The following is a 13,367-nucleotide window of genomic DNA, read 5'->3' as shown; positions in this document are numbered from 1 at the left end:
CGCCATCACCGACGGCGGCGGGCACAACCCGCGGCTCTTCGTGCAGGCGCAGAAGAGTTTCTGACCCTCACCGAAAGGCAGGCATCCCATGACCACTCGCCTCGATGTGTTCCGCCGCGGTTGCGATGCCCGTGGGGTCCGCCTGAGACCGATCGTCGTCTGCCTGCTGGCCGCGGGTCTTGCGCCCGCGTTTGCACAGACGCTGCCCACCGGCTTCAAGGCGATCGGAGGCGGGGTCACCATGAGCCAGCCGGGCATCGGCACGATGAACATCATGCAGTCCACGGTCCGTGCGATGGCGCAATGGAACAGCTTTTCCATCGGCGCGGGCGGCATCGTCAACATCGCGCAGCCGGGACCGGCGAGCGTGCTGCTCAATCGCGTGGTGGGGCCCGATGCGTCCACCATCGCTGGTCGGCTCAATGCCAACGGGCAGGTGTTCCTGGTCAACCCGAACGGGGTGCTGTTCAGCAAGGGATCGGTCGTCAACACGGGCGGTCTCGTGGCGTCCACGCTCGACATCGGCAACGACAACTTCATGGCAGGCAAGCAACTGGTGTTCGAGCGCGCCGATGGAAATCATGCGAGTGTCGTCAATGCGGGCAGCATCCATGCGAGCAAGGGCGGCACCGTGGCACTGATGGGCGAGACGGTGCGCAACGAGGGCGACATCAACGTGGCCAGCGGAACCATCGGCCTGGTCTCGGGCCGGCAGGTCGCGATCGATTTCGCGGGCGACGGACTCACCACCTTTCGTGTGTCGACCGACGTGAAGGCGACCAACGCTTTGGCAGAGAACGCGGCGGGCGCCACGCTCACGGCCGACGGCGGACGCGTGGCCATGCTGGCCGTGGGCAGCACGCCGTCGCAGTGGGTGGTGAACCAGCAGGGCACCGTGCAGGCGCACTCGCTGGTCGAGCGCAACGGCGAGATCATCCTGGGCGGCGGCAGCGGCAACGATGTGCGTGTGGCCGGCACGCTCGATGCGACCGGCGCGCAGGCGGGGCTGAAGGGCGGGAGCGTCAGTGTCGATGGCGGACGGGTGCTGGTGGATGAGGGCGCGCTGATCGATGCGAGCGGCAGCGCCGGGGGCGGGAGCATCCGGGTGCATGCGAGCGATGCGGCGGTGGTGCTGGCGACTTCGAGCATGCGCAGTGATGCGATGGACAAGGGGGATGGGGGCAAGGTGGGGGTGTTTGGCGACGGCACGCTGCAGGCGCGCGGGCCGATCAGTGCGCGTGGCGGCCCGAACGGGGGCAATGGCGGGTTTGTCGAAACCTCGGGGGGAAGCGTCGATCTTGGGGGCTTGAAGGTCGACACCAGCGCGGCCACAGGGAAGGTGGGCGAGTGGCTGCTGGATCCGGGCAACATCACGATTTGGCCGGGCACCTTTGTCGGGGGAGAGTTCCCCTGTGGCGCAAGCGCTTGCACCTACCAGCCCGCCGATCCATTCCCGCCGGCCGGCCCTGCAGTGGACTCAGATGTCTTTGCCTTCGACATAGCCGCTGCCTTGGTCAACAACGATGTGACGATCACCACGGGCAACACCGCGAACGCGGCCGGAAACATTACTTTTCAGCCTAACGCGGCGATCGACTATGCCGGTTCACAGGGGCGGACGCTGCAGTTCATTGCGAACAACAACATTGAGTTTCCAGCCAGCACTTCCATCAAGTCGAGCGGCGGCGCACTGCTGAACGTCAACATGGCCACGACGGACCTGAAGTTCGGGGGTGGCTCAATCAATTACGGCGGCGAGATCGGGACCAACCGCGGGCATGTCCAGTTGACGGCCTCGTCATCTCGCGCCGGGGGTATTTCGATGACGGACGGCAGCATCGCGACAAACGGCGGAGGCGTCGATTTTTCGGGCACTTCGGCATTCGGCGCGGGTATTTCGATGACGGGCGGGACAATCACAACCAATGGCGGAAACGTCGGGTGGGTGGGAACTTCGGGAAGCGGCGCAGGTATTTCGATGACGGGAGGCAGCATCACGACCAGTGAAGGAAACGTCGCGTGGACGGGCACTTCGTCAACCGGCCCTGGCATCCTGATGGCCGGTGTCGACATCGCGGCCAGCACCGGATCCGTCACCATGAAGGGCGATTCGGGTGGCGCGGCGGGTATCACCTTGTCGAACGGTCGCATCACGACCGACGGCGGGCAGGTCAGCCTGGATGGCACTGGAAGCCGCTTCACACCGCCACCGCCACCGCCACCGCCGACCATTCCCGGCGATACCGGAGGTCCCATCACCGGCATTGCCGTTCTTGTTTTCGCTCCCCCTCCAGTCCCTATCGCCACCGAATACGGCCTGGAACTCAACAACTTCCAAATCAGTTCGGGCAGCGGCTCTGTCAGCCTCCGCGGAACTGGCCGCCAACCGACTGGCGAGAACGCCGTCGGCATCGGCGGCGTCCGGACCGAGAATGGCAGCAGCATCAGCACTACCACCGGCAATGTCGCCATTACCGGAACGGTGACTTCGGACTCGGTACCGATAGCTGGCATCACCCTCGTGCCAGATGCGCGGGGCGTAACGCCCCCGGCGGTGACGACGAAGTCGGGCAATATCACCCTCTCGGCTCAATCGCAGTCGACCGTCGACGCAATCGACATCGGCGCGCCGGTCAGAAGCGAATCTGGCGCCATCCACGTGCGGCGCAACCAGGCCGATGGTTTCATCACGCTTGGGGGCGCCGATCGCACCGATACCTTCGTCATCTCGCAAGCCGAATTGAACCAGCTGGCCGCGCCGAACATCTCGTTCGGCTCGCAAGACGGAGCGAATCCCGGAGTCACCGGCGTCCAGGTCGTTGGCCCGATCACATTGCCAGCGCCGCGCAATCTCACCTTTCAGACAGGGCCGTTCGGCAGCCTCCAGGTGAATAGCGACATGAACCTCAATGGGGGCTCGCTCGCACTGATCGGAGGGGCCGGCGGCACCATCACGCAAACGGGGAGCATTACGGCGGACAGCCTTGCGGTCTTCTCGCCGGCCCTTCTGCGTGCAGCCAATAACGTGGTGTTGACGAACCCCGGCAATGCAGTGAACACGTTGGCGGCCAACGTCGCGGCCAATCTCGAATTCACCAACACCGGCACATTGAGCGTGGGCACGGTCGGCTACACGCTCGCCGACGGCACGCGGGCGCAGATTGCAGGCGTGACCGCCGGGGGCGCCGCGGTCGTGCGCAGCAGCGGGGGAAGCGTGGTCCTTGCCGCTCCGGTGGTGGCCAACGACGTGTCGTTGCTGGGCGCGAATGGCATCGCCCAAGGCTCAGCCGGCGGCATCACGTCCGACCGCGTGCTGGCCATTGCCCAGAACGGCAGCGTGACGCTCAACGCGGCCACCAACAACGTCCTCACCGTCGCCGGCAGCGCAACCAATCGCTTCGACTTCTCCGGCGCGGGCGCCGTCACCATCGGCAAAGTGGCCAGCAGCGATCCACAGCAGCCCATCGTCGGCAACGGGATCAGCGCGGACATCGTAGATGTACTGGCACAGGGGAGTGGTCTCACCGTCGGCCAAGCCGTCACCGGAGGCACCAGCGCGATGCTCGTGGCCTCCACGGGCGACCTGAACCTGAACGCGCCGGTCAATGCGCCCGGCGTGGGATTGGCGGCGCTCGGGAACATCAACCAGGCAAGCGCGGGTGGCATCACGGCCAACGTTCTTGTGGCAGAAGCGAACACAGGCGACGTGAACCTCAGTGCGGCAACGAACCACGTCAATGCGGTGGGCGGCGTCGCGGGCGGGCGTTTCGACTTCACCAACGCCGACCCGCTGTCGATCGACCAGGTCGGCGTGCAGGTGGGACGTGGCACCGACACGCCAACGGAACTCTCGATCGTCGGCCCGGGGCCGCAGCAGCAGTTCTTCTCGGCCGATGGCCTGGCGGCCAATGCCGTGCGGGTGCGTACGGTCGAGGGCGCGTTGAGCGTCGATTCCGATGTCGTCGTCACCGCCACAGGCATTCTTCAAGCAGGTGGTTCTGGCAGCCTCGCATTGAACGCACCGGTGAGTGCCAGCAACCTTGCGCTGGATGCAGCCAGCATCGACCAGGCGACGACGGGGAGCCTGTCGGTCGGCAGTGGATTGATCGCCAATGCACGCAATGGCGACGTTGCATTGACGACGGCGGTCAACAAGGTCGGGACGGTCGCGGGCGGTGCGACGGGCCGCTTCGACTTCGACAACACCGGTTCGCTGAGCATCGGCGCGGTGACCGTGGCCGACACGCAGCAGCCGACATCGGCGAATGGGATCACCGCCGACGCGCTGCGCGTGCGTGCGCTCACGGGCGATTTCTCGGTCGATCAGGCCGTCACGGCCAGGAGCAACGCCGTGCTCCAGAGCAACGCCGGCAACCTGAGCCTCAACGCCGCGACCGATCCTGCCAACCTGGCGTTGCTGGCCAATGGCAGCATCAGCCAGACGGCGGCAGGTGGCATCACTGCAGGCGGTCTGCTGGTGCGCTCGACCACAGGCGATGTGAATCTGAGCGCCGGCGTCAATCACGCCGACACGCTTGCCGGCAGCGCAGCGGGGCGCTTCGACTACACCGACGCCGACTCGCTGGCGATCGGCCCGGTCAGCGTGCTGGCACAACCCGCCTTGCTCCGGGCCGGCCCAGCCGCGCCGCTGTTTGAACCCGGCAGCGGCGTGACGGGCAACGCGGTGCGCGTTCGTACCAGCGGAGGCGATCTGGATGTCAATGTCGCCGTCACGTCTGCCAGCACGGCCATCCTGCAAGCCGGCGGCTTCGGCAATCTCGCATTGAACGCATCGGTGAGTGCCAGCAACCTTGCGCTGGATGCAGCCAGCATCGACCAGGCGACGACGGGGAGCCTGTCGGTCGGCAGTGGATTGATCGCCAATGCACGCAATGGCGACGTTGCATTGACGACGGCGGTCAACAAGGTCGGGACGGTCGCGGGCGGTGCGACGGGCCGCTTCGACTTCGACAACACCGGTTCGCTGAGCATCGGCGCGGTGACCGTGGCCGACACGCAGCAGCCGACATCGGCGAATGGGATCACCGCCGACGCGCTGCGCGTGCGTGCGCTCACGGGCGATTTCTCGGTCGACCAGGCCGTCACGGCCAGGACCAACGCCGTGCTCCAGAGCAGCGCCGGCAACCTCAGCCTCAACGCCGCGACCGATCCTGCCAACCTGGCGTTGCTGGCCAATGGCAGCATCAGCCAGACGGCGGCAGGTGGCATCACTGCAGGAGGCCTGCTGGTGCGCTCGACCACAGGGGATGTGAACCTGAGCGCAGGTGTCAATCACGCCGCTGCGCTTGCCGGCAGCGCAGCGGGGCGCTTCGACTACACCGACGCCGACTCGCTGGCGATCGGCCCGGTCAGCGTGCTGGCACAACTTGCCGTACTCCCGGCTGGCCCAGCCGCGCCGTTGCTCGAAACCGGCCGCGGCGTGACGGGCAATGCTGTGCGCGTTCGTACCAGCGGCGGTGACCTGGACATCAGTGCCCCCGTCGCCTCGGCCAGCACCGCCATCCTGCAAGCCGGCGGCGTCGGCAACCTTGCGTTGAATGCACCTGTAAGCGCGACGGATCTCTCGATCGATGGCAACGGCATCGCGCAGTCATCGACAGGCACGCTGACCGTGACGAATGGCTTGCTGGCCACCGCGCGCGGCGGTGACGTGAGCTTGAACGCGGCGGGCGTCAGTACGAGCGCCGTTGCCGGCGGCGCCGCTGGTCGCTTCGACTTCACGAATGCCGGTGCGCTGACCGTCGGCGCGGTCAACGTCGCAGACGCGCAGCAGTCCATGTCGGGCAGCGGACTGACCGCCACAGACCTGAACGTCAACGCGATGCACGGCGACCTGATGCTGGCTGGAAACGTCAGCGCGACCAGCGCCGCCGGCCTGCACGCCAATGGCAGCGTCACGCAAGCCTCGGACAGCGGAGGTCTCGGCAAAGCCACCGCAGGAGACGACAAGACCGGAAAGGCCGACAGGTCGCTGCTCGCGCCGACGTCGCCGCCGCAGGCCATCGTGGCCGCCTCGCTGCAGGCAAGCTCCGACACCGGCGACGTGCTGCTCGACAACCCTGCGAACCAGGTCGGTACCGTGGCCGGCAGAGCAGCGGGCCGCTTCGACTTTGCCAATGCGGGTGCGCTCACCGTTGCCGGCGTGTCGGCCGACACGGTGCGCGTGCGCAACCTCGATGGCGACATGACGCTCGCGGGCAAGGTCAACAGCGCGACCTCGGCCGACCTGGTCACGGCCGGGCGCTTGCAGAACACCAGCGGCAGCGCCATCACCGGGGGCACGTGGCGGGTGTGGGCCCAGTCGTGGGAAGGCGAGACGCGCGGCGGATTGGCCGGTTCGGGGCGCCTGCCCAACCTCTACCACTGCAGCTACGGGGGCGCGTGCGGCGTGTCTGTCTCCAACAACGACGACCACTTCATCTACACGCAGCAGCCCGTCCTCACACTGACCGCTGCCGACCTGCGGACGTTCGCGGGTCAAACCTTCCCGGCGATGACCTATGGCGAGAGCGGCTTGATCCTTGGCGACACGGGTGTCGGGATAAAGGGCGCACTGTCCACGCCGGCCACCCCCGGCAGCCCTGCAGGACGCTATGCCATCAATGGCAAGTTCACGTCTGAAGAGGGCTACGCGATCAACTTCATCCCGGGCTCGCTGGTGCTGGACCTCGCGCCACCTGCCCCACCCGACGTGGTGCGGGAAGACACCAACACCTACACCTTCGATCGCAACCTCGGCCCGCCGCCGATCTGCTTTGCGACAGGGTCGCTCGACGGGGACCGCGTCACGCAGCAAGGCGACGTGCTGGGCGCCGAATGGACGCGCGTGCGTTCACGGCCGAACTTGCTGAGTTGCGTGAGTGACGGTAAGCGCAACGGGTGCTCGGATTTTTGACAGATGGGGCACGTAACTTGAATCAAGTACACAGGATTCTAAAAATTTGGCTATTCGACTCGCGATCGAATACGTGCGCTCGGACCGGGAATCGATCGGCCGACAGATTCAGCAGAATCGCGGTGAATGCACGGATTTATGGAGTGTTCATGGTGAATTCCAATTCCGCATCAAAAGCGATCCGCCGACCAATGCCGACTTGATGTTCTGGCGCACGCTCGCTCCCGGCCGCCGCGTGTCGGTAAGGACGCTATGGTTCTGCGCGCAAAACGACGGCACTACGGAGCATCGCAAGCAAGGACGGGGAAGGCGGACCCAGTAAGGAGGCAGAACCGGCAACTCGGTAGCGCCAACGTTCCGATTCTTCAAAGAAATTCGAGGCCACACCGGTCGATTGCGACTATCCGCGCAACGGCTTCTACGGGGATTAATGTTATGACAATTCATGCCGCCAGCGACCTAGTATTAAAGGAAGCGATCCATGAATAAAGTGGATGACTATTTAAAACAACGTCTGATGGTCAGCAGATACTTTAAGAATGTTGGGCCGATGATGGCGCAGGTTTTACGAGGTAGTGCAGCCTTTCCGATCAATGTTCGCTTCCACGGCGCTCACATAAATTCTGTATCGCTACACAAAGTGATGCACGTGGTTGAAAGCGGTCAGGTGCTGGTCGTCCACGATCCAACCCTCAATCCGGGGACTGCCAAAACGATACATAAATATGACGTTGTAATGGTCCAGTTTGATGTTGCGAGCTCGTTGTATTATAAGTCTGCTTTAATTCATGAGGCCGTTCACGTGCGAACGGATATGCGCGGCAAGGCGGCAGCTACCATTTATGATGAAATGTTGGCATGGATTGTGCAGGCGGTTTATCTTCGGTTTGGCGGGCTTCGGGCGAGCAACTACCCCGGCGCGATAGATCGGAGGACATTGCCGGCGGCGCTTTCGATTGCGGATACCTTGTTGACTGGTAATCGAGTGAACGCTTTTCAAGAAGCAACGTTAAGAAGCGCTATTCTGGCGATGCCAGCATACTCGGAAATTGGCGGACAGTTCCTACACTCCGACGGGGTTCGGCCAATCAAGCGTTGACTCGAGAATTAGGGGCATGCGACCCAAGGCGAAATCACACCAGCTATTTTCTTTGCACTGGAATAAAAAGAGCTCAGGAAAAATGGTTCTAGATCTGAAACTTAGTGTTCCCAGCATCCTGCAGAACGCAATAGTGCCTCTTTATCGTCCAAACGTCAGATCTCCTCAGTGGCAGATAATTCTGATGACTCACCATTGCTGATGGCGATCCAGTTGGAGGTTGGTGCGGGGCAAGGTCCAATGTTCATGTTTCACCAATACGAGGAATAAATAGGCTTGAATGCCGTAAGGCAACGGCATTGTGACGTCCCGAAGCGGACGCCTCAAGCTCGGCCTCGACGTTCAGGGGGACTGCAACGCCTTGTGGCGCCCAGATATTTTATCAAATGGTAGCTCAAATATGACCACCCCTTATTCCTCTGATCGCTATCTGGATAACTTCACGGCTGCCTACTACGACATCTCCTACCGCAGCGAGCATGGCAATCTATCAACATGGGTAATTCTGGAATACAGTGACGCAGCGCTGATTGATTTTAATATTTCCGAAATTGTCGGCTATGGAATGTCGAGGGAAGCCGCTATTTCAGCGCGTGCAGAAGTCACTGTGGGTCAGCAAAATCGATTGTTTCCGAATAGCATTAATTCTTCGTCTGCGCCGCGCCTTTGGGATGCCAAGCAAGCGATACTCAAAATCATGGATGACTACAATTTCAATTTTATTGTAGGCACATTGCCTGCTGTAATATTCATTTTGACGATGGGCATTGGCATGTCTGCCTCTGCTGCCCCGCGTTCAAGATTTCCGCGCCGTATTGCAACTCCTCAAACTGTGGCGGCCGAGGAAGGGGCACTGCTTGGAAACCGAGAAATTGCCGATATCGTCAAGTGGGGCGAGGGGACGTCTGCACAAGGGGTCGCGGCGACGGTGGCAAGAACGCAATCTCTAAATCGATCGATGGTGATTGATATGATTAAAAAGGGATTGAATCGTCAGTCGGTCGAGGCGATGGCAAATATATTTAGAAGAGGTCTGGCAAGTCCTGTGAAAGCAGGCGCGGGTCCGCAACTTGCGCCTCGACTGCAGCTAATGGAGCGCATCCTCGAGTTGTGGCCAAAGTAATAGAAGTAGAAAGACCGATTTTTTGCTGAGGATGTCGGAGCAAGTACCCGGCGTAGCGACATATGCCGGCTCTAAGGGAGCAATGCGGTTTACCATTGATGATTGTGGCTGAAGTTTCCGTCGAACGTTTTTGTTCGACCTTGCGTCAGCCGAAGAGTATTCATACATCACGCCTGTTTTGCATGTAGATATGGGCGCTCTGTAGCGGCCGAATTTGCTGAGTTGCGTTAATGACCCCAAGGGCAATGGACGCTCGGAATTTGTAATCGGGAACAACCCGGCGAACGAGGCCTTGGATTTCACGCCCCCCCGCCAAAGTGCGGCGTCCCCCCCATCTGCAGCGAATAGTTGAGCGAGACCTGGTCCAGCGTGAAGTCCTTTTGGTCGCTCCACTGCAGCGGGTCGACCGCATTGAAGGTGAGCAGGCTGATCGACGGCGCGGCGTCGGTATTGGCATCGGCAATGATGTCCGGCACCTTGGCGGCCACGCCCGCGAGCACACCCATCACCACGGCGGCGATGACGAAGCCCGCACCGTCAGTCAGCACCCCGACAGCGATGGTGATCAGCGCCGCCGCGATGCCCTCGAATATCTTGGTGAGCTTCACGCCCTCGCTCTCCTCGGTCCAGTGCTCGACCGTCACCTTGCCGGACTGCACGTAGTAGATCGTCTGCACGGTCGGGCTCGCCTGGTGCAGCGCCATCGTGTACGACGCGACGTTGTGCGTATAGGCCTGGATGCCTGGCGAGACCTCGGTCTGCGTCGTGGCATCGATCGTCAGCGTGGCATCGGCGGTGGACAGCTCGAAGTTCTGCAGCACGGTCGTATGCGACGAGCCGCTGGAATCCACCATGTCCTTGATGGACACCGGACCGTTGGCGAGGGTCAGGCCGGTGCCGTCGCTGCGCGGTGTGAAGTCGGTCGTCGCTGCACCGGCATAGACGAGCGGCATCGACGGCCACAGCATCTCGTTGACGAAGCGCTCCGGCGCGATGAGGAAGCCGGCCCGCGAACCGGCCGGGATGGCGTTGGGCGACACCTCCTGGTCCAGCGCTGTGCCGTCGCGGCCGCCGGTCATGCAGAGGATGCCGAGGATGCTCGTGTCGAGCGTTGCGCCGTCGATGTAGGCGTAGCTGGAGTACGTCGGAAGCAACCAGGCGAACTGGCCCTGGTCGGCGTCGCGGCCCAGGTTGACGGTGGCGAAGACGTGCTCGAAGTCGCCGAGGTTGGCATTGAACCAGGTCTGCATCGCCGCGATGACGTCGTCGGAGACGGACGCGAAGGGCAGGTGCTGCGGGTCGGTGCTGTTGCCGAAATCGTAGCCTCCGAGGACGGTGACGACCTGCTGCTGCGGCACAGGCGGGGTGGCCTTGACGATGAGCTTGTGGAAGGTGCCCGTTGCGCCGGGAGGAGGCGGGTCCGTGTGCGGCACGTACTCGAGTTCCACCTCGATCTCGAAGCTGCCCGCGCCGTAGGTGAAGCTCACCGGCTGGCCATTCACGGTCCCGGCTGCGACGAGGGACGTGACCGGCGTGCTCACGTGGAGCAGCTTGCCGCTGCCGCCCAGCGTGATGGCCCAGTCCGAGAAAGTGCCGCTCACCTGGATGGTGGCCTGCGTGTGCGGGTCAGTGGTCGAGGCGCTGAAGGTCTTGGGCGAGGTCGCGAGGGTCTTGATGGCGGCGTTGACGTCGTCCGCGCGGATGGCGAAGACGGTGTCCCAGCCGTAGGTGTCGGCCATCAGGCCGGGGCCGGCGGCTGGTGCAGGGCTTGGGCTTGGGCTTGGGCTTGGGCTTGGGCTTGGGCTTGCGGTCGGTGCGGCGGTGGCGGCGGCGGTCATGCTGTGCCCTTTGTGACGACGCTGAACGAGACGGGGTCGTGCACCGTGCAGGCGGACCCCGGAGTGCCCGGGAGCTTGACGGCGGACGCGGCGCCATTCACGAGCTGCTGGAGCACCGCAGCGCTGACGAGGAGCGCCGTATCGGTCGTCGTGACGGCGTCAGGGGACACCTCCTGCAGCAGTTGCGCGCCGATCGTCGTTCCGTCGGTGACGCTGCCGAGCACGCCCAGCACGCCCCCGCCACCCGTCGCGTCGGCATAGGCATAGCTGGCGCTGACAGGCGCCAGCGCGGCGCCCGGTCCGCTGGCGGCGGGATCTCGCAGCGCCACCGTTGCCAGCACGTAGGGCAGCGAGGCCTGCGCGTCGAGCCATTGCTGCAACGCCGAGGTCGCGTAGGGCGGATATGCCTCGAAGCCCGGCTGCGGAAAGCTCGCGACGAGCACCGTCAGCGCGCCCGGCCCCGTCGCGACCACGAGTTGCCGACTCCCGCCACGGGCCGGGGCAAGTACAAGCCGACCCTGCACCTCGAACTGCCCCTCGGCAAACTGCACCGTCTTGCCCCCGCTGCTGAGCGTGAGCGTGGCGCAGGGCACGACGAAGTTGACCAGTGCGCCGCTGCCCCCGACGGTCACTTGCCAGCGACCTGTGCTGCCGACGGCATGCACCGACGTTCCGCCGTGGACAACCGTCTCGTCGAACGGCTGCGGCCCGGGATCGACCAGTCCCGCGTTGACCACGCTCGTGCGCGTGGCAACTACGATGTCCCAGCCGTACGTGGAGGCGGGCGTAGCCATGGTCAGGACTTCGCCGCCGTCAGGCCGAGCTGCAGCGAGGTGTTCAGCGCCGCCGATGTGAGCGTGTAGCTCGTCCCCTGGGCCCATTGCGTGCTGCCGATCGCATTGGCCGCGAAATCGTCGAGTGTGGGCATCCGGTCCCTGTCGTCGTCGGCGTACCCGTCGAGGATCGCGGGGATGCTGCCCACGCTGCCGCCGATGGCCGCGCCGATCGCGGCGCCGAGCAGCTTGAACGCGTTGGCACGGAAGAAGCCCGCGAAGCCCACCGCGGCGTCCGCGTTCTTCAGTTGCGTGACGGCCGACTTCAGGGCGGCGATGTCCGCCTGCAACTGCTCCTGGGGGCTCAGCGCGGCCACGACGGGGTTGAGCTCGATGCTCACGGTTCCGTCCACGCTGGCGTCCACGCCGGCACTGATCGCGTTCGCCGCGGCCCGTGCCGCGAGGCCGGCCTCTGCCACGCCGCCGATCACCGCACCGACGATGGCCGCGGCAATGCTGATGCCGATGCCCTCCCAGATCTCCTTCCACTTCTGTCCCGAGCTTTCGGAGATGCTCATCGACACCGTGGGCGCGCCGGTCTGCGTCAACTGGAGGTGGCCGTCGCTGTCGGTCGCCATCGCGTTGACCGACCGGTAGTCGACCGTGACCGTGTAGCCCGGCTTGTAGGTGAAGGTGAGTCCGGTAAAGGCGATGACCACCGAGCCCGACCCGATCGCCAGGCTGAAGCCATCGGCGTTGATGCTCGCGTCGGTGACCTTGTGGCCGTCGGACAGGGTGAAGTCGGGCAGCCCCAGGACGGTGGTGTTGTAGAGCGTCATGCCGGCGTCCAGGTAGTCGAAGCTGGCCGGCGTGTCGCCCTTGAACAGGTCCGCGACATGGGGCTCGAACATCTGCTGCATGACGCAGGTGGGCGAGATGAGGAAGCCCGCGTCCGACCCGGCGGGAATGATCCCCGGGTCGAGTTCGGGAGACAGCCGCGAGCCGGTCCTGTTCTCGGTCATGGCAAGCACGCCGAACAGGTAGTCGTCCACGCTCGCGAAGTTCTCCGTGTAGATCGCGTAGCCGAGGTAGGTCGGCTGGAGCCAGGCGAAGTCGCCGGTGTCGACCGAGGTGCTGAGGTCGACCGCGGCGAAGACGTGGTTGAACTGGTCGAGGCTCGTGTTGAGCCAGTCACCGAGCGCGCCCTTGATGGCGTCGCTTGCGGAGTCGGGGCCCGAAGCGAGCGTGAGGCTGAGCACCGATGCGGGCGCATGGGCGTCCGGCTTGAGGTCGTTCACCGTGTTGCCCGGTTGCGGGATGAAGCCCAGGCTGATCTGGATGACGGCGCTGCCGGCATACGACGCTTGCGCCTGGCCCGCGCCGGACACCGTTCCGGCCGTGATGGGAAGGGTCATCTGCAACAGCGAGCCGGAGCCGCCGCTGAGTTGCCAGTCGCCGAAGGTGCCGGTCACGGCGATCGACCCGCCCACCACCGAGTGGCTGCCGGTGAATGACGCCGGTGAAGTCTTCTGGGCGACGATGGCCGCGTTGGCGTCCTTGAACTTGGTGCCGAATGCGGTGTCCCAGTTGTTCGTGCTGATGCTTGTCATGATGGCTC

At 64.0% G+C, this 13,367-nt stretch carries 7 protein-coding genes; 4 read left to right on the top strand and 3 right to left on the bottom strand.

Features of this window, described 5'->3' with window-relative positions; all coding sequences use genetic code 11:
• Positions 1 to 88 precede the first annotated feature (88 nt).
• From HB681_RS16750 to HB681_RS16735, 4 genes are all read left to right on the top strand, one after another.
• On the top strand, positions 89 to 6,916 hold the full coding sequence (locus HB681_RS16750; protein ID WP_213955973.1) for a filamentous hemagglutinin N-terminal domain-containing protein: 6,828 nt from the start codon (positions 89 to 91) through the stop codon (positions 6,914 to 6,916).
• 46 nt (positions 6,917 to 6,962) lie between these two features.
• A complete protein-coding gene (locus HB681_RS16745; RefSeq protein ID WP_213955972.1) occupies positions 6,963 to 7,238 on the top strand; it encodes a hypothetical protein in 276 nt (91 codons plus the stop codon).
• 159 nt (positions 7,239 to 7,397) lie between these two features.
• On the top strand, positions 7,398 to 8,015 hold the full coding sequence (locus tag HB681_RS16740) for a hypothetical protein (RefSeq protein ID WP_213955971.1): 618 nt from the start codon (positions 7,398 to 7,400) through the stop codon (positions 8,013 to 8,015).
• A gap of 400 nt (positions 8,016 to 8,415) precedes the next feature.
• A complete protein-coding gene (locus HB681_RS16735) occupies positions 8,416 to 9,138 on the top strand; it encodes a hypothetical protein (RefSeq protein ID WP_213955970.1) in 723 nt (240 codons plus the stop codon).
• A gap of 299 nt (positions 9,139 to 9,437) precedes the next feature.
• On the opposite strand, the gene HB681_RS16730 is transcribed toward HB681_RS16735, so the two are convergent.
• From HB681_RS16730 to HB681_RS16720, 3 genes are all read right to left on the bottom strand, one after another.
• Positions 9,438 to 10,877 carry a TULIP family P47-like protein gene (locus tag HB681_RS16730; protein WP_213955969.1) on the bottom strand — a complete coding sequence of 480 codons (1,440 nt, stop codon included), beginning with the start codon at positions 10,875 to 10,877 and terminating at the stop codon, positions 9,438 to 9,440.
• 95 nt (positions 10,878 to 10,972) lie between these two features.
• Positions 10,973 to 11,770, bottom strand: a complete 798-nt coding sequence (locus tag HB681_RS16725) for a TULIP family P47-like protein (RefSeq protein ID WP_213955968.1) — start codon at positions 11,768 to 11,770, stop codon at positions 10,973 to 10,975.
• Between the two features lie 2 nt (positions 11,771 to 11,772).
• Positions 11,773 to 13,359, bottom strand: a complete 1,587-nt coding sequence (locus HB681_RS16720) for a TULIP family P47-like protein (RefSeq protein WP_213955967.1) — start codon at positions 13,357 to 13,359, stop codon at positions 11,773 to 11,775.
• Between the last annotated feature and the right edge of the window lie 8 nt (positions 13,360 to 13,367).

It is taken from the genome of Variovorax sp. dw_954, from assembly GCF_018449755.1.
Lineage (GTDB): Bacteria > Pseudomonadota > Gammaproteobacteria > Burkholderiales > Burkholderiaceae_C > Variovorax.
This window is presented reverse-complemented; position numbering and strand designations above follow the sequence as displayed.